The organism is Nocardia sp. PE-7 (assembly GCF_030486425.1).
Lineage (GTDB): Bacteria > Actinomycetota > Actinomycetes > Mycobacteriales > Mycobacteriaceae > Nocardia > Nocardia salmonicida_A.
Map to the genome: position 1 here is coordinate 5,837,363 of NZ_CP129614.1, position 18,928 is coordinate 5,856,290.

Genomic DNA, 18,928 nt, shown 5'->3' on the forward strand with positions numbered 1-18,928 from the left:
GGAGCGCATCCCCCTCTGTCCTCTACCGGTGCGCATCTCTGCGGCCGGGCAGCGATACAGATCTGACATTATGTCGCGCTACCGCCAACTGAGTCGTCACGCAGCTGAGGCAGGAGGTGGCGGCGCGCGAATCGGCGCGCACCCTCAGGGGTATCGAGGGATATGCGGGTCGATGGGGTCAGCACGAACGACAGGATCACGCGGACAGTCAGCTCGGAAACCACGTGAAGTTCGACATCCGTGCGGGCAGCATCAACTTCTTGCGCGAGTTGGTCGGCCAGAAAGTTCGACGCGGTCGCGACAAGACCCCCTGCCTCGATCGTGAGAAACGGCAGTAGTGACTCCGGCTCGGTCTCCAACAGCCTGTTGAGCAGGGCGTGCCCCCGTACTGCCTTCAGCGTGAAAACGAATCCTTCGACGATCTTCTCCTCGAGATCCTGATGATTTGACACCTCTGCTTCCAACTCAACGAGGAACCTGGCGAGTTCTCGCAGAATCACCGCCTCGACAATGCGCCCCTTGCTCGGGAAGTGTCGGTACAGCGTCACACGTGCCAGCCGTGCGCGACGAGCGATGTCTTCGATACGTGTGCGGCTGATCCCGACAACCTCGAATTGCCTTAGCCCGGCGTCGAGGATACGTTCCGAGGTCCCAGACGGCGACGGCGTCCGGATCACCGCGATGGCCTTCAGAAGCAACCTGGTGTAGTTCATCGTCGTGATCGGATCCTTCGAGCCGGGCAACGTCGCCGGGTGTCATGTGGGCAGGGGTCGTTGGTCGACCGTTGAGTATGCACCCAATGAACCTCCGTACGCCATACTTTCAAACCCCTGACGTGGGCATTGAAACGATCATACTAGGTGAGTACCATCGTTCCTGTGGTACGCAACGGGGCGCCCCGGTGCAAGTCCGGGCTGACGACGAACGAATGGATGAGGACCAACACGCGCGGGTCCTCATCGTCGGATGTCGTCGCCTCGGGACTGGCCCTATCGGAGAGGGAGTGCTCTGGCCTTGCAACAGTCATCATTGGAAGCGGTGTCCGAAGTGCGGTGTGGGCGTCGGCGGTCTCGCTTGTGCGCACGTGTTTCGGGGCTGCTTGCTCACTTGGTGGCGCAGTTCACGCTCCCGGTGTCAAGCATTGCGGACCTACACTCCCCTGCGTTCACGCCGCTACGCTCGCGGCTTGTTCACTGCCCGCCCACAGCAGACTGACGTCTGAGCTCTCCGCACGATCTGCGTTTCCCGGTGCCCTCGGTCGTGCGCCGAACGCCCCGACGGTGTCGCTCTCCTGGTGCGCACGACCATGGATGGCGTGCCTGTCGGTGGTCGGCCACGCGATTAGACGGCTTTCAAATCGCCATCGCGGAGTACCCGAGGCGGGGCCTCTGCCCGTCGATTCATGGCCAGGACGTACGCCTAATCGCAGCTGCGATCGCCTGACACCTCCCCCCTCGCCGGCCTCGACCTCGCTAACGGACGCAAATGGCGCGCACGGGCCCGCGATTTCAGGAGACCCCGCTGCGCCGCGGCCTTCGCCCGGCGCCGGATTACTCACGGCCAGCATGCGCCAGCGACGAGCGTTTTCGTCTACTGGAACGAGTTCCAAGAGTTTTGTCCGACAATGCCACACGTGAGCGGCTACCGCTGCGAAATGCACGGCCTCCGGACACCAGGCCAAGATTTTGTGTCCATATTCGCGAAGGAGTAGAGCGATGTCAATCGATTTGCCGCACACCTTGGAAATCATAAAACAACGCCAATGGGCACTCGGCGACTTCGACTGGGCGGAGCCCGGCGCGGACACGATAACGGCCGAGCAGCTCCCGCAGGTCAAGCAATTCATGTCCGATCTGGTCTGGATCGAGCAGGTCGGCTCGCGCGCCTTCGTCGCGCTCGGCCGTCAAACCAAGGACAGTACGCTAGCTGAGATCTACCGCTACTTCCAGGCCGAGGAACAAAAGCACGCAAACGCCGAGCTGGCCCTCATGCGCCGTTGGGGAATGCTCGATGACGACGAGATCCCAGAACCGAATATCAATATCCGACTAGCCATAGAATGGCTGGACAGCTACGCAGATGATCTGCCGCTGTCCGTACTAGGCTCAGCGATTCCGATGCTCGAGGTGGCACTCGACGGAGCACTGTTGAAGTTCCTACTTGAGGAGATCCAGGATCCCCTGTGCCACAAGGTCTTTCAGCGGATCAATGCCGATGAGTCCCGTCACCTAGCTGTGGATTTCCATGTGCTGGACATGATTGGAGCGGGGCCGATACACCGACTGCTGATCGAAGCCGCCGGCGCCGCGCTGCGCCCATCCCTACTCATCGGCATCCTCACCGGGTTGCCCCTGCTGACCCGTATGCACGACAGCATCATCGCGATGGGACTCGACGAACAGAAGCTCTTCGACGCGATTCGGAAGTTCGGCATTATCGGTGACCGGAGCGTCGCCACCCGCCGCAATCCGATCTACCAACTCGTCAAGTACTACGGTGAAATGGTCATGGACCAGTCGCACCCTTATCATCGACTACTCGGCAATGCCCTGTTGACGATCACTGAGCACTACCCTAAACAATGGCTCGGTTCGACTCCTTCCTGGATCAACGAGCTCACTTACCAACCGGTGGCCGCAGCATGATCGACGAGGGGCGGCCGACAGACGATGACCCCGGGCAAACAATTCCCGGTCCCACACGAGTCGTGATCATAGGTGCCGGGTTCTCGGGAATCGGCACCGCGATCCGATTACGGTGCGCGGGGATCGAGGACGTCGTGGTTCTCGAGCGCGCACCTGAGCCCGGCGGTGAGTGGCGCGACAGCGTTCATCCGGACGCATCCTGCGGTCGTCCGTCAGTACTGCGGTCGTTCTGGTTCACGCGGGATCCCGCCTGGAGCCATAGGTATACGCCGGGCGTAGACGTCCGCGCCTACATGCGCGGCGTGATCACCCGGCATGGTCTCGATGGACGGATTCGCTACGGGTACAACGTAAACGGACTCGACTTCGACGAGGCTCGAGGGACCTGGCATGTGCGTGTCTCGACCAGCAGTGGCGAGGAGGAGAGCATCACTGCCCGCTCGGTCGTGGTGGCGACTGTGCCGTTCTCGAACGCAAGCAGGCGCGAGATCGTGGGCGCCGACGACTTTCGTGGCCACAAGATAGACGGTACCCGATGGGACGCCGGTATCGATGTCACCGGACTGACGGTGGCAGTCGTCGGTACCGGCACCAATGCAGTCCAGATGATCCCGGAGTTGGTGGACCGAGCCCGCCACGTCACCGTATTTCAGAGTGCACCGCGATGGGTTCTTCCCCACCCGCAGTACGGGACGGCAGGGTGGAGACGTTCGCTATTCGAGAAACTACCGCTGGCCGAGGATCTAGCCCGGAGTGCCCACTTCTGGGCGTACGAGTCTATCGGATACGGTTTGGTTCGAACAACAGGTCTCACCACCGCGCTGGAACAGGTATCTAAAATCCAGTTGAGGCTTCAGGTCAAAGATAGATGGGCGCGACGGCAGCTCGCACCGGACAACCGGGCGTGCCGTCCGCGATTGCTCATCTCAAATGATTTCTTACCGGCTCTAGATCGGGACAACTGCAGACTCCTCACCTTCCCGATCATTCGGCTTACGGAGCACGGAATCCTCACGGTTGATGGCGTCGAGCGCCGCTTCGATACGATCGTTTTCGATGCACCCGGCGAGGCTGGAGTACCATTCCCGGTTCGTGGTTGTGGCGCACGACTCCTCCAGGAAGAATGGGTCGAAGGAGTTTACGCGTACAAGAGCATACATGTTTCTGGGTATCCCAACCTACATTTCACTTTCGGACCGAACTCCGGTCCGTATTTCTACACAGCCCTAGCCTATCTGGAGGCGCAGATAGATTACATCGTAGAGTCGGTGCGGACGCTGGAGCGATGGGGGCTCCGATATATTGATGTACGAAAGTCAGCGCAGGACCGATTCAACGCGGTTGTTCAACGGCACTTGGCTCGCACGACTTGGAACTCTGGATGCGTTACTTGGCCTGTCGGGGAAGATGGTTTTAATCCCGCGGCTTTCCCGGGCTTGGCTCGACAATTCCGTAGCCAAATGACTCAGTTCGCCCTATCCGACTACCACGCTGTGCCCTAGGAGCTCCTGTCAGGTTCAGTTGCTGAGTCGTCGCGGTCTGATACTGCGGCACCGACATTCAGGAATCGATAGTGGATGTCGATGCGGCGTTCCATCGATCACCGTTCGCCGATATTGGTGGGGTCGGGCCATGGTTTGTTCCACGACTAGCCGACTGGCGGTGACCTTTGTCTCGGGTTCCGCGATGGGAATGGGCCGTCGATCCCGGCGCTGTCGCAGGTCGGCGTACAGACTACATGCTCGCAACCCGTGTCGGTGATAGTTTTATCGATCCGCCGTCCCAGTGGCCTCGGCCGTCCAGGCAAGGGGATTTACTGCGTCGAATTACATCCCGCCGCGGAACCCGGGACAAAGTCACTGCGGCCGGTGGATCGTGGAGCAGACTTGCGCCCGCTCCCCCGGTACCGGCGCCTGGCCATCCGGTGGGCACGCCGCATCGACATCCATTACGGATTCCTGAATCTCGATGCCGCACTGATCTGATGGCGACGGCACAGCAACCGCACCGACAGAAGCTATTAGCCTGCGCCAGAAGGTCATCCGGACACGAACCCGAGAATGAGCGGCCCCCGACAGCACGTACAGCCCTCCCCCACTCCCCCTTGAACACCAACCTCGGGCTGTGTGGTGAGGGCTGGCTATTCCCGGCGGCTTCACTGGGAGTTGCGGTTCGCTAACCACCACAATCATCCGTCACATAGGTCCGCTGCGAAACTTCCTGCATCGCAACGTGTCTCGGTGACACATGCAGATTCACGCTAGGAGCTATGAGGACCGGTACCCGAACTCGAATGCCGCCGAAGCTCCGTACGATACCAGCGGTGGCCCACCGCAGATACTGCGCGCGGCATGTTTGGCGGTGCGCGCGAACGTTGCTGTTGAGCATCTTCACCGACGGCGGACTTACTTCGCAATCAGCACCGCGTCGGCACGTACACAGGCTGGTGAGCCGGATCGCCCACCGCAGCCGGGACTGCGCAACTGGCCAAGCACTTCGCCAAATCAGGTATTGCGTAATGGCCACGTCATCACCATCTCGTACCCAAGTGTCTGTGTGGCATGCTCGACCCCACTCTGCAAGTCGACAAATGTAATGAGCGTAGTTTTCTGTGGACTGATGTCGACAAGCGTCCGGGCGACTTCGGCGGAAAGCCCAGTGAAAATAACCTCCGCACCCAAAAGCGCACATGCTTTTACTGCTGTGATCAGATGGGCAGCAACGTCGAGATCGATCGACGGCAGTCCGGTGATATCGACGACGGCGGCCTGCGCCCTCGAATTGCGGATATGCGCCATCAGCTGATTGGTCAAATTGAGAGCCCGGCGATCGTCCAATTCTCCTACGATCGGGACCACCAGAAGCCCTGGGATCAACTGCAGTACCGGAGTCGGGAGTTCGCTCACCGCCCTCTGCTGCTCGCGATTCGAGTGCTCGCGTTTGGCGAGGTAGATGTCGGCGGCGAGGCCGATATCGAGGAACACCAGCCTTTGTAGCGCCAGCAGCGTCGCCAACGCACGCTCGGGATCGGAAGATGAGCTGGATTCACAGATCCGGCTCGCAGCAGAGCAAAGAAACCGATTGTACGCGCCGAGAAGCCATGTCGGCTTCACGCCGAGTCGCTCGTGACGCGCGGCCATACGCATACGCTCGATGAGATAGTCAGCATCGACGGTTCCCGCCGTCAAACCGGAAAGGTGATCGCTTCGAAGATGTTCGACCTGTTCCTCAGTGTCGCGCCCAGAAAGAAGTGCGGCAGTGTCCCGGTGTTCGTTTAGGTAGGCGCGGAGTTCGTCGACGATCTCAGCCATACCGGGTGTCGCGACTCCGCTAAACTGCCGCAGCAATGCCTCGTCTTCATCGGTGAATTCCATTAATCGTTTCCGAGCAGCGACCATGTCATCGGTGGTCACGAGGCCACCGAAGCTTGGCGTTTCCGGGATTTCCGGACCGTGCGTGCCCATTAGAGTCATAACAGCCGCATCCTGTGCGTAGTGTTTTGGCGGATCGTGTCAGACAGCGCATACTCGTGAGCGAAGCCCGTAGGTCACCGTCCCACAGCAGCCTGCACCCCAGAGTGCGCTGGCGGCATAGCGGTCCCGACCCAAGTCGTCCTCATCGCCTGATCGCGCCGGCCACAGTACGTGATCGCCGCTTAGGCCGTTGGTGGCACGTCTGAAGAGGTGGCACGCTGTGAGGCCAGGAAGAAGTGGTCGATGTTGACGACGAGAAAGAGGGCAGTAGCGGTTGTAACCATGTGGCCATGGTCGTCTTCGATGGTGGCCCGAAGGTTCAGTTTGCGACCCTGGCGGGAATGAAGATGGGCGCGGGCGATATACGGGGTGTCGAGTAGAACCGGGGAGAGGTAGTCGATGGAGAGGTGGCGGGTGACGGCGGGTTCTCCCACGGTGTAGAGGAGGAACCCGAACAGGTCGTCGAGGACGGTGGCGACTGCGCCGCCATGGGCGATCGCTGGGGCGCCAACGTGGCGGGAGTCAAACGTGTGACGGGCGTAGACACCTTCCGCGTCACGTCGGACGCTCAACTGGTGGCCGTGCGGATTGGCTGGCCCACAACCGAGGCAATGATCATGATGGGGCGGCAAGTCTTGGCATTCCGGCGGAACCACAGGGAAGAGGGGCGTACTCTCCTCGGCCTCGGACGATACGGATCTTATGGTATCGGATGTGCGGCTCATGGGTGCTTTCTGCATATGTGTGTCATTGGGTGGTGGCGATAAGGATGTCGCAGTGAGCTCTGCGTGCGAGCTCGGTCGGTGTATTGGACAGCAGCCGGGCCAGCGGACTCGACCGGCACAAGTCGGCGGTGATGATGAGGTCCGGCGCCGCAGTGGCGGCAAGGCGCAATAGGGCACGCAAAGTGGGTTCGGACAAGATGCGGGTGTCGATGTCGATGGCGCCGTGCGCTAGGGCGTGCTGGCAGGCCGTGCGCAATATCGCTTCGACCGGGTTGGTGCCGCGCAGCCGGTAGGCCTCGGGTCCCAGCCGGTCGAGGTCAACTCCGAGTGTGCGTTCGTCGATGTGGTGGCGGACGCCGACGATAACCAGTCGGGCGTGGGTGGCGTGGGCCAATTCGGCGGCGCGGTCGACCACGCGGTAGGAGCGATCGGATCCATCGGTATCCACAAGGATCGTGCGATAGGCCGTCATGCCGGGCGTCCTTCGCGGGTAGGGGACGTGCGAGAGGCAGGAGCCATCGTGCACGAGGGTTGTGCGCGGCATCGGCGAGTGGTGGGCCCGGGTGCAAGCACAGCCAGCACGATCGCGCCTGCGGCGGTAATAGCAGCCAACACCAGCGCGGCCTCGCCGCTGCCGTGCACGAACGCGGCCTTGGCGTACTCGGCTAGCGGCTGGGCCGCTGGTCCGCCCTTCTCGGCGACCTGCAGGGCGGCGGCCAGGGAATCGGCAACGGGTTCGCGAGCGGACTCGGGCAGGCGGGGTAGGGCGGGCTGGATACGCTGAGTATAGCCGGCGGCCAGCACGCTGCCGGCCACGGCGATCCCGATCGCGGCGCCGATCTCGCGGGCGGCATCATTCACCGCCGCGGCGACCCCGTGTTTGGCCTCGGGGGTGTCGGCGACGATGGCGTAAGTCGCCGGGGCGGTACACAATCCCAGGCCCGCGCTCATGATCAGCAGCGGCCACAGTAGGTCGAGGTAGTTCGCGGCGAGGTCCAACCGGCTCACCAGCACCAGCCCGGCAGCGATGGTGAGAAGGCCAGTCACGGTCATCACCCGCAATCCCACCATGCTCGAGAGCCAAGGCGCGATCACGGAAATCATGGCCAGCGGCGCCACCATCGGCGCCAGCGCCAGGGCCGACGCCAGCGGCCCGTATCCGAGAATCAGCTGTAGGTACTGGACCAGCAGTAGGAACACCCCAAAGGTGACCAGGAACTGAATGGTCACGGACAGGGAGCCAGCACCGAAGCCTCGGCGTCCGAACAACCGCACGTCTAACAGTGGTGCCGAGATCCGTAGCTCCACGGCCACGAACGCCACCGCCGCCACGACTCCGACACCGGCGGTGACAGCGACGAGCGGGTCGGCCCAGCCGCGTGCGGGAACCTCGACCGCGGCGAACACGATCGCCGCGATCGCGACAGCCACCGTCGCCGCGCCAATTCCGTCCACCGGCGGATGCTCGGGTTGGCGAGACTCCGCGATCGTGCAAGCCAACCCGGCCAGCACAATCCCCGCCACGGTCAGCCCGACAAATACCGATTGCCACGACCACCGCTCAAGCAGCATCCCGGCACCGAGAATCCCCAGAACAGCTCCGGATCCGGCGACGCCCGCCCATACCCCCACCGCTCGGCCGCGATGAGCTAGTGCGAAGCCTGCGGTCAGAATCGACAGGGTCGATGGCATCACTAACGCTGCGCCAGCACCGGCGAGTGCGCGTGCCGCGATGAGCCACACCGGGTCGGTCAGCACCAGCGGCAACGCCGAGGCGGCCGCGAACACCGCCAGTCCCGCCACCAGCACCGCGCGGCGCCCATAGCGGTCACCGATGGCTCCGGCGGGCAACACCAGACACGCCAGCACCAGTGTGTAGCCGTCAACGATCCAGGTGAGCTGGGCTTGGGTCGCCCCGGTCGCGACTGCAATCTGAGGCAACGCCGAGTACAACGCCGCCATGGCCGCGACGACCAGCGCCACCCCCAGGCACGATACTGCCAGCACCCAGTATTGGGCCCTGGTCCACCGGGCGATCTCGACAGCGCCCGTCCGGGAAGTGTTCACCGGTGCACCTCCCGCCGTTGTAGATCGATAGTCTCTGTGTGAGACTATTAGTATCATAGTGGGTCGGCGAGCGAGATGACGTCCACGCACGATCAAATTGAGCGATACGAATCGAGGAAGGGGCGGCCATGACAGAGCCGGACTCTGCCGCGGCCGATCCGCGCACCGTAGCCGACGAGCAGGCCGATCCTCGGCTGGCGCGGTCCCGCAACCGGTTGCTCGACGCGGCCAGTCATCTGCTGTCCACCGGCGGGGTCGAAGCGGTCACAGTCGATGCCGTCACCCGCGTGTCGAAGGTCGCGCGCGCCACTCTCTATCGACACTTCGGCAGCACCACCCAACTGCTCGCGGCAACTTTCGAACGGTTGCTTCCCCATGTCGACACACCGACCGGCGACGGGCCCGTGCGCGATCAACTCATCGCGCTACTCACTACTCAGGCGGACCTCGTAGAACAAGCCCCAGTGCAGATGACCACGCTGGCCTGGCTGGCGATGGGATCGATCGGCGACGACCACACCGACCCGGCAGCGGTAACCTCGCTGCGTGCCCGCGTCATCGAGCAATATCGCCAGCCGTTCGACCGGATCCTCACCGGCCCCGACGCGCGGGCGATGCTCGGCGAGTTCGACACCACGTTCGCCATCATCGAACTCCTCGGCCCGATCGTGTTCGCGCGCCTCACCGGACTACGCACCATCGATCATGACGACTGCACCCAACTGGTCGACAACTTTCTCGCTACCCACCCAAGGGTCGCGGTCGGAAACGGACCGACCGCCGATCAGTGCCAGTGACCGAATACCCGCCCGTGGATAACGGGTGAGCCGCTTCGAAGCAGGCCGACAAGATCAAGTACCCAGCTCACCGGCGATCCCCTCCACCTAGCGGGTAAGACTGTCGGTTCGGCACCGATCGTCGCCTTCTCGTCAACACCGGCCCTGGATGCGGGGCACGATCGATTCGTGCTGCAGTCCTGCATCGCATCGCAACTGGACCAGTTAGGGCTGGCTAACCGAGTCGATGTGCTTCACGATTGAGAGACTCGACTCCGTCCATCTCATGCGCAGCCGTCACCGACAGGATCCTGGTGGCAACGCGCTGAGATCATTCAGACCGGTGCCGACTCACTACTCGCCGTGTTAGGTGTTGGCTACGCCGCTGATAGCCGTTGGCTGCAGCAACGAGTTCGGCAAAGTTCTGCACGGTTTCGGCAAAGTCGCGAGTTTTTGTCGTATGCCGCAGCGGGTTCCTGCCTGGGGCCAGCCCCAACCGATCTGCACCAGTTCGCGCAGACTCCATCCACCAACGACGGGACGGGTGGTCCTATTCGTGTCGAAATTCGCTGGGAGAGCGACCGGTCCATCGCTTGAAGGCGTGCGAGAAGTTCGCGAGGTCGCTATATCCGAGATCGGCAGCTATCTCACTCACCGACATCGATCGGTCGAGTAGCCGCAGCATCGCACGGTCACGCAGAAATGATTCGCGCAACTCGCGAAAGGTGGTCCCCTCCCCGGATAGACGCCGCTTGAGTGTGCTCGTCGATATCGACAGCTCGTGCGCGACCCAGTCTTTACTCCGCTTTCCAGGATCTTCCTCCAGCAGCCGTCGTACCTTCTCCGAGAAAGACATGGTTTTACTTCGCTGGTCGAGGGTTCGTTGCAGATCCACGATGGCAAGTCGATAGGCGACCGGATCGGAGAACCTGCATACCTCGTTGAGAGTGTCCGCCGGGACACTAAGGAATGACGTCGGAGCGTCGAAGAACAACCGCCCAGCTAGGGCGTCCTCATTATCGGCTAGAAAGTTCGGCGCTGACCAGCTCAGATGGAGTGTCACGGTCGGCATATCGCCGGCCAGCATGTCGAGCAGGCGCAGGAGTGCCGACCCGCCATACGCGACGACCAGGCAGTTCAGCGCCGAATCGCCTGTGTGCGCGGCGAGCCCGACGGTGAGTCCCTCGTCACTTGGGTGGAACTGCGGACTGAGAGCCGTCGAGATCAAAGGCAGATAGGTGAGCAGCTCCACGATCTCAGCTACCGAGCCTGCGCTGACCAGCGGAAAACTCAATGGGCCGAAGGATGTCAACTGAGCTTGTTCGGCGAACGCGAAGCCGAGCGAAGTTGCCTGGTCGACATCGAGTGCAGGGTAGACCTCGCGAAACCACCGTATCGGGGCCTGGATATTGCGTTGGATCAACGTCGTCTCGTCAATTCCTTCGCGAGCCATGATGTCGCGAAGCCGAGCGGCGGCGTCCGGGTCGAGCGCTTGGCTCTCGAGCAGTTGCACGAACATGAGCGGAGGCACGCCCTCGTCGTTGAGGTTCACCATGGTCTCTCTGAGCCGAATTCACAAATTTCTGACTCTGCCGAACATAGCCTCCGAACCCGTGTTCGACAACACTTGGACCAAGTCACATTGAGGACAACGCATCGAGGAGTTGGCTATGGCAGTTGTCACTTTTGTCTCCCACGACGGCGAGAAGCACGAGGCGCCGATCGAGGAAGACCAGTCGCTGATGCAGGTCGCGACCAACAACGCTGTGCCCGGCGTCGACGGGGACTGCGGAGGCGAAGCTGCCTGCGGCACCTGCCATGTGGTTGTCGATCCGCAGTGGATCGAGCAGGTCGGACGTTCCGGCGCCGATGAGGAGGAGATGCTCGCGATGAACCCCGAGCGCCAGCCGACCTCCCGGCTGTCGTGCCAGATGATGGCATCGACGGCCTGGGACGGCTTGATCGTCCACCTACCCGAGTTCCAGATGTAACGGCGAGAAACGGATACGACGCGATGAAGATTCCCGGAGCAATCACCGCCAAGGTTCAGTCGACCATCCCGATGGATCTACAGATCCAGGGTGCACACCTATATGACAAGACTCGCCGATGGATGACCGGAACGAACGGGGAGAAGCTCTTCGTCGAGAGGCCCATCCCGCCAGTCGAAGAAGTCGCGCTCGCTGACATCGACCTCAGCAACCCTTTCCTGTACCGCCAGGGACGCTGGCAGTCCTACTTCGCGCGCCTGCGAAACGAGGCCCCGGTCCACTATCAGCCAGACAGTCCGTTCGGTCCGTTCTGGTCCGTGACGCGGCATGCTGACATCGTGGCCGTCGACAAGAACCACGAACTCTTCTCCGCTGAGCCGTTCATCGTTATCGGGGCTCCGCCCCGTTTCCTCGATATCGAGATGTTCATCGCGATGGACCCGCCACGACACGACGCACAGCGGGCCGCTGTTCAAGGCGTGGTCGCGCCGAAGAACCTGCGCGAGATGGAGGGCCTGATTCGATCGCGCGTCCAAGAGGTGCTCGACGATCTACCCGTAGATAAGCCGTTCGACTGGGTGCAGAACGTCTCGATCGAACTGACCGCGCGGATGCTTGCGACCCTGCTGGATTTCCCGTACGAGCAACGTCACAAGCTCGTCTACTGGTCGGATCTCGCAACCTCGCTGGAGCAGGCCAACGGTGGGCCATCGGACAACGACGAGGTGTTCCCCGGCATGCGCGACATGGCGAGAGGTCTCAGCGCTCTCTGGCACGACAAAGCGGCCCGGACAGCCGCTGGGGAGCAGCCCGGATTCGATCTGATCACGATGTTGCAAAGCAATGAAAATACCAAGGACCTGATCGACCGCCCGATGGAGTTCTTGGGCAACCTCGTATTGCTGATCGTCGGAGGGAACGACACGACCCGGAACTCGATGAGCGGCGGCGTTCTTGCGCTCAACCGCTTCCCTGAACAGTTCGCGAAGCTGAAAGCGAACCCCGACCTGATCCCCAACATGTGCTCGGAGATCATCCGATGGCAAACTCCGCTTGCCTACATGCGCCGTGTCGCCAGAGCTGACACCGTTCTTAACGGGCAGTTCATCCGCAAGGGCGACAAGGTAGTGATGTGGTACGCCTCGGGAAACCGCGACGAGCGAGTATTCGAACGCCCCGACGATTTCATCATCGACCGGTCAAACGCCCGCAACCACATAGCCTTCGGCTTCGGTGTTCACCGCTGTATGGGCAACCGGCTCGCCGAGCTGCAGCTGCGGATCCTCTGGGAGGAGCTACTTCCTCGCTTCGAAAGTATCGAGGTTGTCGAGGAGCCCGAGTACGTGCAGTCCAACTTTGTGCGGGGCATCAGCAAGATGATGGTCCGTCTCACCCCGAAAACTAGCATATGACCACGCGGCGGGCCGTCATCGTCGGGGGCAGCCACGCCGGGGTCCAACTCGCCGGCAGTCTGCGCCAAGAAGGATGGACCGACGAGATCACCATCATTGGAGAAGAGGCGGTATTACCATACCACCGCCCTCCGCTGTCGAAGGCATACCTGGCAGGGAAGCAAACCCTCGACGAGCTCGCGATTCGCAGCGCCGAGTTCTATAACAAGCAGGAAATCCAACTCGTGGATGCAACGGTGGAGGCGATCGACCGTTCGGCTGGCCTGCTCTCACTGAGCACCGGCGACGAAGTGCCCTACGACAAGCTCGCACTGTGCACGGGCGCTCGCCCCCGTCGACTCCCCGTGCCCGGTGTCGACCTGGCCGGGGTCTATTACCTACGCTCCGCGGCGGACGTCGAGATGATCCGAGAGGAAAGCAGCCCGGGGCGCCGGGTCGTGATCATCGGCGGCGGATATATCGGACTGGAGACGGCCGCCTCGTTGCGTGCGCTGGGTCTGCAGGTCACTGTGCTCGAGGCTACCGAACGCGTCCTCGAACGGGTCACAGCCCCCGAGGTATCCGCGTTCTTCGACCGAATTCACCGACAGGAGGGCGTGAACATCCGAACAGGCGCGCTAGTCGAGGCCCTATCCGGAGACGTCAGGATCCGAGAGGTATTCCTGTCCAGCGGCGAATCAATTCCTGCCGACCTCGTCATTGTCGGCATCGGCGTGGAGCCGAATACCGAACTCGCCGCCGACGCGGGTCTGCTGGTCGACAACGGGGTCGTGATCGACGGCCAGAGTCGGACCAGCGACCGCAACATCATGGCCGCTGGGGACTGCGCCAGTCACGACATGGCCCGTTACGGCCGTCGCATACGCCTGGAATCTGTACCCAGCGCGGGCGAGCAGGCCAAGGTCGCTGCCGCGACCATCTGCGGGAAGTCAAAGAACATAGCTGCGCTTCCATGGTTCTGGTCGGATCAATACGATCTCAAGCTCCAGATCGCCGGTCTAAACACCGGCTACGACGAAGTCGTACTCAGCGGGGATCCTACCCGGGGCCGCGAATTCACATGCTTCTACCTCCGTGCTGGCGAGCTGATTGCCGCCGACTGCATCAATCGCCCCCGTGACTTCATCTTCAGCAAGCGGGCCATCACCCAGCAGCTTCGCATAAGCCGGGCAGAACTGGTGCTCGCTGGCTCGCCCTGAGTGACCGACTCTCAGGCGACTCGCACGACGACTGCGTGCGAACAGCATTCAGAAAGGAATGTCAGTGACGTACGCCATCCATCTGCCGCTGGCGAAGAGTCGGGAGCGACTCTCGTCAGTCCTCCTGGCGCCACTGCCGAGCCGGGTCGATGTGGCCCTCCTGCGGGCCAGTGATCAGTGGCCTGTCCGTGAGCTGGCAATGCCCCCCGCAGGGTCGGGCCTCAAGCCGATCCGAGGGACCGCTGGTCTGCCTGTGCTCGGTCACACCCTGGACTACATCCGTTTCGGATCCAGCTTCACCCGGGCCAGGTACCAGCGATTCGGGCCCGTCTCATGGATGGGCGCCTTCGGCACGAAGATTGTGATGGTGGCCGGTCCAGATGCCATGCAGGAGGCGCTGACCGTCAAGGCGAAATCGTTCTCACAGGACGGGTGGGCGTATCTCATCGACGCCTTTTTTCACCGGGGTCTGATGCTGATGAGCTTCGACGAGCACAGGATGCATCGACGAATCATGCAGGAGGCGTTCACCCGCGACCGCCTGACCGCCTATGTGGACCAGCTCGGGCCGCCGCTCGAGACCGGTATTCCCGCGTGGCCAGCGGGCCAGTCCACACGCATCTATCCACTGCTGAAGGGCCTGACCCTTGACGTAGCAACGAAGGTCTTCATGGCGGATCGGGGTGGCAGTGAGGACACTGACGCCATCAACGATGCCTTCGTGGCGGCCGTGCGTGCGGCCAGCTCGATCATCCGTTTCCCGCTGCCGGGGACTCGGTGGCGGGCCGGAGTCCGTGGGCGTGCGCTCCTGGAGGACTACTTCACCTTCCACCTGCCGGCGGCGCGGAGCGCCCAGGGAGAGGACCTTTTTGCGGCGCTGTGCCATGCCCGCACGGCCGACGGTCAAGCTTTCACCGATGAGGACGTCGTCAACCACATGATCTTCTTGATGATGGCGGCACACGACACCTCGACCATCACCAGCACCGCTGCCGTCTACTTCCTCGCCAAGCATCCAGCTTGGCAGGAACGGGCTCGGGCCGAGTCCGACCAACTGGGCGGACGTCGCCCAACTATCGACGACCTGGACGCGCTGAAGACTCTCGACCTGGTGATCAAGGAGACGCTGCGGCTGGTGGCGCCCGTGCCGATCATGATGCGTAAGACCATCGAGGATGTCGAAATCGCCGGACACCAAATCCCCGAAAACACACTGGTAGCCGTGGCTCCGGCGGTGAACCACTTCGATGAGTCGTACTGGACCGATCCCGACACTTTTGACCCTGACCGCTTCACCGAGCCGCGGCATGAGGACCGGAATCATCGCCTCGGTTGGATCCCCTTCGGAGGAGGCGTGCACAAGTGCATCGGCCTGCATTTCGGCACTCTCGAGGTGAAGGCGATCCTGCATCACATGCTGCGAACCTACACTTGGACGGTCCCTGACCAGTATGAAGCCAGGTGGGACAACACCTCGCTCCCAATTCCCGTCGACGGATTGCCGATAGACCTGGAGCACAGATGAAAACGGACCGGATGACATTCTTGGCAGCGACCGACTTCCTCGACATCGAGCACGAGTTAGTCCGGGAGTTCACCGCCACTGTGATCGGCGACGCGAGCACCGGCCGAGAGAAGGCGAAGCGTCTCTTCGCCGCCGTTCGCGACCGGGTCTGGTATGACCCCTACACGGTGTCTGACGACCCTGCCCACTATCGCGCGAGCTTCGTCCTCGAGTCCGGGCGCGCCTATTGCGTCCCGAAGGCGGTGCTCTTGACCGCGGTGTGCCGTGCGGCGGGGATCCCTGCGGTGCTTGGCTTCGCTGACGTCCGCAATCACTTGCAGACAGACGCGTTGCGAGCGCTCATGGGTGGCACAGACCTGTTCGTCTATCACGGTTACAGCCTCCTCAATATCGACGGCCGGTGGTTGAAGGCGACGCCCGCGTTCAACACCGAGTTGTGTGCGCGTTTCGGTGTGCCGCCGGTGGATTTCGACGGCGATCGCGATGCACTACTGCACGCCTTTTCTGCCGACGGAGCCGAGCATATGGAGTACGTCCGCGAGCGGGGCGTCTACGACGACTTGCCGTTGAACGCGATCCTGGCCGAACTTCGCCGCACCTATGGGCCTCTTATCTTCAAGCGGCCCCAGGTGATCGCTGACGCTTTCACCGATACACCCGCCCACCGCACCCATCCCGACGGGATCGCCCGCGATCCCCATTCACCTACGGAGGTCCGATGAGCGCGACGATCCCAGCGGGCGTCTTGGACGTGCGCAACCCCGCCGACGGTCGGCTCATCGCAACCGTCGCTGTCGACGACCGCGAGACAGTAAGTCTCGTCGCTGCTGATCTTCGAGACGCTCAGGTCGGGTGGGCCGAAGCCGGCCCACGCCAACGCGCCAAATGGCTGCATCGCTGGCGGGACTGGATCCTTGATCACACCGACGAGCTCACCAACTTGTTGCAAGCCGAGACAGGCAAGGTGCGTCCCGACGCCCTGGTGGAGACGACAGCATCGTGCGAGTTCATCAGCTACTACGCCGACCATGCCGCGAAGTTTCTCGCCGGCGAGCAGGTCAGGTCCTCGAGCCTGCTGACCTTGTCGAAACGACTCACTACGACCTATCACCCCTTCCCGGTCGTCGGCATGATCATGCCGTGGAACTTCCCGATCACCCTCTTCCTCATGGACGCAGCGCCCGCGCTGGCAGCAGGCTGCGCGGTCCTGGCGAAGTCCTCGGAGGAGACGCCGCTGACGTGCGCGCGGATCATCGAGGGCTGGCACGAGATCGGCGCCCCCGCGGTTCTGGCGCACGTTGTAGGTGATGGCGATTCGGGCGCAGCCGTGGTCGATGCCGCTGACTTTGTACAGTTCACCGGCTCGACCGCCACCGGGCGTGCGGTCGCGATCCGCTGTGCCGAGCATTTGAAGCCGATGAGTCTGGAGCTTGGCGGCAAAGATCCGGCGATCGTGCTGGAGGACGCCGACCTTGCTCGTGCGGTGGAGGGAATCGCGTGGGGCGCTCTGTTCAACGCGGGACAGGTATGCATCTCTGTCGAGCGGGTGTATGTGGTATCTGAGGTTTACGACGAGTTCGTGGCGCGGCTGACCCAACGTGTGCGGTCCCTCGCCCATGGTGCGGCCGGTCGCGACGTGGGCGCAATGGTCACCGCGAGGCAGGTCGACATTGCCGATCGCCACGTCAGCGAGGCAGTGGTGGCAGGTGCGCGGGTTCTGGCTGGCGGAACTCGGAGTGCGGTCGGAAACTACTACGCTCCGACGGTCCTGGTCGGTGTCGACCACACGATGGCCTGCATGACCGAGGAGACCTTCGGTCCCACGATTCCGGTGATGCAGGTCGCGGATGAGAACGAGGCCATCCGCCTGGCCAACGACTCGGCGTACGGCTTGTCTGCGACGGTGTGGACCCGAGACCATGCTCGTGCTCAGCGCATCGCATTACAGCTAAACGCGGGAGCTGTCAACATAAATGATGTCTTCAGCAACCTGTTCGCCACCACACTGCCGCACAGTGGATGGAAGGCCTCGGGCATCGGTGCTCGGCTCGGCGGAGCTCACGGGCTACGCAAGTACTGCCGGGTACAGGCAGTGACAGAGCCACGGATCCCTGTCCTGTCGCGAGAACTCACCTGGTACCCGTACACCCCGCGGCGCGCGGCCATGGCCGGAAGAGTGTTGCGCGCGGCGGCCGGTCGCGGCCTATGGCAGCGCCTCGGCCTCAACAAGGAGAACAGCAAGTGACGACACACCGTGCCCGCACCGCCGCAAAGACCGTAGCTATCACCGGCGGGGCCCGCGGCATCGGCTACCAGACCGCGAAGGAGCTGATTCGACGAGGCCACCGCGTCGCCATCGGCGATGTCGATGAGAAGCGCGCTCAGGAGGCCGCCACCGAACTCGGCGTGAAGATCGTTACCCACCTCGACGTAACCGACCCCACTTCGTTTCGGCAATTTCTCGAGCTGGTCGAGGAAGAGCTCGGCCCCCTCGACGTGCTGATCAACAATGCGGGCATCATGCCCACTGGTCACGTACACGAGGAAGACGACACGGTGACCCGGAGGCAGGTCGAGATCAACGTCCTGGGAGTCGTCTTTGGGACCAAACTAGCCCTTCAGCGAATGCTGCCGCGGCGCGCTGGGCACATCATCAACACCGCGTCGCTGGCCGGCGAGCTCGCTGTGCCTGGACTGGCGACGTATTGCGGTACCAAATTCGCGGTCATCGGATTCACCGAGGCGGCACGGCACGAGTACCGCACGTCAGGCGTCGAGCTGTCCACCGTTAGGCCCACATTCACCAACACCGAGCTCGTCGCGGGAACCGCTGGTGCCAAGGGACTGCGCAATGCCGAGCCCGAGGAGATCGCGCGTGCGACAGCCGATCTTATCGAGCGCCCGCGTCCATTCGTACGCGTCACTCGCCTGGCCGGCGTATTGGTCGCGGCGATGAAGTTCGTCCCTGGCTGGCTGACCGCCAGGCTCGGATCCGCGCTGGGCACGGACTCGGTATTTCTCGACGGCGTCGACACAGCGGCCCGCCAGGCCTACCTGGACAGAATCCGGACCCACTGACCCGGTCTTCGATCCCCGTTGGCCCCCTCATTCACCC

Annotated in this window: 16 protein-coding genes; 10 read left to right on the forward strand and 6 right to left on the reverse strand. The window is 62.5% G+C overall.

The features are described 5' to 3' along the window. Positions 1–68 precede the first annotated feature (68 nt). Positions 69–713, reverse strand: coding sequence for a TetR/AcrR family transcriptional regulator (locus QX204_RS27465; protein WP_022565909.1), 645 nt, complete (start codon positions 711–713; stop codon positions 69–71). Positions 714–1,715: 1,002 nt separating this feature from the next. Here QX204_RS27465 and QX204_RS27470 point away from each other — a divergent pair. After that, positions 1,716–2,645, forward strand: coding sequence for a ferritin family protein (locus QX204_RS27470; protein WP_062984851.1), 930 nt, complete (start codon positions 1,716–1,718; stop codon positions 2,643–2,645). Further along, the gene (locus tag QX204_RS27475; protein ID WP_084503717.1) at positions 2,642–4,147 is read left to right on the forward strand and encodes a flavin-containing monooxygenase; all 1,506 of its coding nucleotides are present in this window, start codon (positions 2,642–2,644) and stop codon (positions 4,145–4,147) included. The genes QX204_RS27470 and QX204_RS27475 overlap by 4 nt, the downstream gene beginning before the upstream one ends. A gap of 1,002 nt (positions 4,148–5,149) precedes the next feature. Here QX204_RS27475 and QX204_RS27480 read toward each other — a convergent pair. The 4 genes from QX204_RS27480 to QX204_RS27495 all read right to left on the reverse strand — a co-directional run bounded on the left by QX204_RS27480 (position 5,150) and on the right by QX204_RS27495 (position 8,910). Then, positions 5,150–6,058, reverse strand: a complete 909-nt coding sequence (locus QX204_RS27480; protein ID WP_170112136.1) for a protoglobin domain-containing protein — start codon at positions 6,056–6,058, stop codon at positions 5,150–5,152. Between the two features lie 242 nt (positions 6,059–6,300). Next, complete coding sequence (locus tag QX204_RS27485; protein ID WP_062984983.1) at positions 6,301–6,843, reverse strand: PaaI family thioesterase; 543 nt, start codon at positions 6,841–6,843, stop codon at positions 6,301–6,303. Between the two features lie 22 nt (positions 6,844–6,865). Continuing rightward, positions 6,866–7,315 (reverse strand): universal stress protein, encoded by a 450-nt coding sequence (locus tag QX204_RS27490; RefSeq protein ID WP_062984857.1) that lies wholly within the window; start codon positions 7,313–7,315, stop codon positions 6,866–6,868. Next, positions 7,312–8,910 carry an MFS transporter gene (locus tag QX204_RS27495; RefSeq protein WP_062984859.1) on the reverse strand — a complete coding sequence of 533 codons (1,599 nt, stop codon included), beginning with the start codon at positions 8,908–8,910 and terminating at the stop codon, positions 7,312–7,314. The genes QX204_RS27490 and QX204_RS27495 overlap by 4 nt, the downstream gene beginning before the upstream one ends. A gap of 128 nt (positions 8,911–9,038) precedes the next feature. Here QX204_RS27495 and QX204_RS27500 point away from each other — a divergent pair, with 128 nt between their 5' ends. Continuing rightward, positions 9,039–9,707 (forward strand): TetR/AcrR family transcriptional regulator, encoded by a 669-nt coding sequence (locus QX204_RS27500; RefSeq protein ID WP_062984865.1) that lies wholly within the window; start codon positions 9,039–9,041, stop codon positions 9,705–9,707. A 529-nt stretch (positions 9,708–10,236) separates the two neighbouring features. Here QX204_RS27500 and QX204_RS27505 read toward each other — a convergent pair. Further along, complete coding sequence (locus QX204_RS27505) at positions 10,237–11,238, reverse strand: helix-turn-helix domain-containing protein (RefSeq protein ID WP_062984985.1); 1,002 nt, start codon at positions 11,236–11,238, stop codon at positions 10,237–10,239. A 118-nt stretch (positions 11,239–11,356) separates the two neighbouring features. Between QX204_RS27505 and QX204_RS27510 the strand changes: the two genes are divergently transcribed. The 7 genes from QX204_RS27510 to QX204_RS27540 are packed head-to-tail and all read left to right on the forward strand — an operon-like array spanning position 11,357 to position 18,891. Beyond that, a complete protein-coding gene (locus tag QX204_RS27510; protein ID WP_019050196.1) occupies positions 11,357–11,677 on the forward strand; it encodes a 2Fe-2S iron-sulfur cluster-binding protein in 321 nt (106 codons plus the stop codon). A 23-nt stretch (positions 11,678–11,700) separates the two neighbouring features. Next, positions 11,701–13,089 carry a cytochrome P450 gene (locus QX204_RS27515; RefSeq protein ID WP_062984867.1) on the forward strand — a complete coding sequence of 463 codons (1,389 nt, stop codon included), beginning with the start codon at positions 11,701–11,703 and terminating at the stop codon, positions 13,087–13,089. Then, positions 13,086–14,288: an NAD(P)/FAD-dependent oxidoreductase gene (locus tag QX204_RS27520; protein ID WP_062984869.1), complete on the forward strand. Its 1,203-nt coding sequence runs from the start codon at positions 13,086–13,088 to the stop codon at positions 14,286–14,288. Before QX204_RS27515 ends, QX204_RS27520 begins: the two co-directional genes overlap by 4 nt. Positions 14,289–14,346: 58 nt before the next feature. Beyond that, the gene (locus tag QX204_RS27525; protein ID WP_062984871.1) at positions 14,347–15,813 is read left to right on the forward strand and encodes a cytochrome P450; all 1,467 of its coding nucleotides are present in this window, start codon (positions 14,347–14,349) and stop codon (positions 15,811–15,813) included. Next, positions 15,810–16,535: a transglutaminase domain-containing protein gene (locus QX204_RS27530; protein ID WP_062984873.1), complete on the forward strand. Its 726-nt coding sequence runs from the start codon at positions 15,810–15,812 to the stop codon at positions 16,533–16,535. Before QX204_RS27525 ends, QX204_RS27530 begins: the two co-directional genes overlap by 4 nt. Next, positions 16,532–18,058, forward strand: a complete 1,527-nt coding sequence (locus tag QX204_RS27535) for an aldehyde dehydrogenase family protein (protein ID WP_062984875.1) — start codon at positions 16,532–16,534, stop codon at positions 18,056–18,058. Before QX204_RS27530 ends, QX204_RS27535 begins: the two co-directional genes overlap by 4 nt. Further along, complete coding sequence (locus QX204_RS27540; protein ID WP_062984877.1) at positions 18,055–18,891, forward strand: SDR family oxidoreductase; 837 nt, start codon at positions 18,055–18,057, stop codon at positions 18,889–18,891. The genes QX204_RS27535 and QX204_RS27540 overlap by 4 nt, the downstream gene beginning before the upstream one ends. Positions 18,892–18,928 lie beyond the last annotated feature (37 nt).

What these genes read in the sequence shown, in the direction of transcription:
- QX204_RS27490 (WP_062984857.1), bottom strand. Translation starts at nt 7,315, where the DNA reads ATGACGGCCTATCGCACGATCCTTGTGGATACCGATGGATCCGATCGC.
- QX204_RS27535 (WP_062984875.1), top strand. Translation starts at nt 16,532, where the DNA reads ATGAGCGCGACGATCCCAGCGGGCGTCTTGGACGTGCGCAACCCCGCC.
- QX204_RS27500 (WP_062984865.1), top strand. Translation starts at nt 9,039, where the DNA reads ATGACAGAGCCGGACTCTGCCGCGGCCGATCCGCGCACCGTAGCCGAC.
- QX204_RS27515 (WP_062984867.1), top strand. Translation starts at nt 11,701, where the DNA reads ATGAAGATTCCCGGAGCAATCACCGCCAAGGTTCAGTCGACCATCCCG.
- QX204_RS27520 (WP_062984869.1), top strand. Translation starts at nt 13,086, where the DNA reads ATGACCACGCGGCGGGCCGTCATCGTCGGGGGCAGCCACGCCGGGGTC.
- QX204_RS27465 (WP_022565909.1), bottom strand. Translation starts at nt 713, where the DNA reads ATGAACTACACCAGGTTGCTTCTGAAGGCCATCGCGGTGATCCGGACG.
- QX204_RS27510 (WP_019050196.1), top strand. Translation starts at nt 11,357, where the DNA reads ATGGCAGTTGTCACTTTTGTCTCCCACGACGGCGAGAAGCACGAGGCG.
- QX204_RS27470 (WP_062984851.1), top strand. Translation starts at nt 1,716, where the DNA reads ATGTCAATCGATTTGCCGCACACCTTGGAAATCATAAAACAACGCCAA.
- QX204_RS27485 (WP_062984983.1), bottom strand. Translation starts at nt 6,843, where the DNA reads ATGAGCCGCACATCCGATACCATAAGATCCGTATCGTCCGAGGCCGAG.
- QX204_RS27525 (WP_062984871.1), top strand. Translation starts at nt 14,347, where the DNA reads ATGTCAGTGACGTACGCCATCCATCTGCCGCTGGCGAAGAGTCGGGAG.
- QX204_RS27475 (WP_084503717.1), top strand. Translation starts at nt 2,642, where the DNA reads ATGATCGACGAGGGGCGGCCGACAGACGATGACCCCGGGCAAACAATT.
- QX204_RS27530 (WP_062984873.1), top strand. Translation starts at nt 15,810, where the DNA reads ATGAAAACGGACCGGATGACATTCTTGGCAGCGACCGACTTCCTCGAC.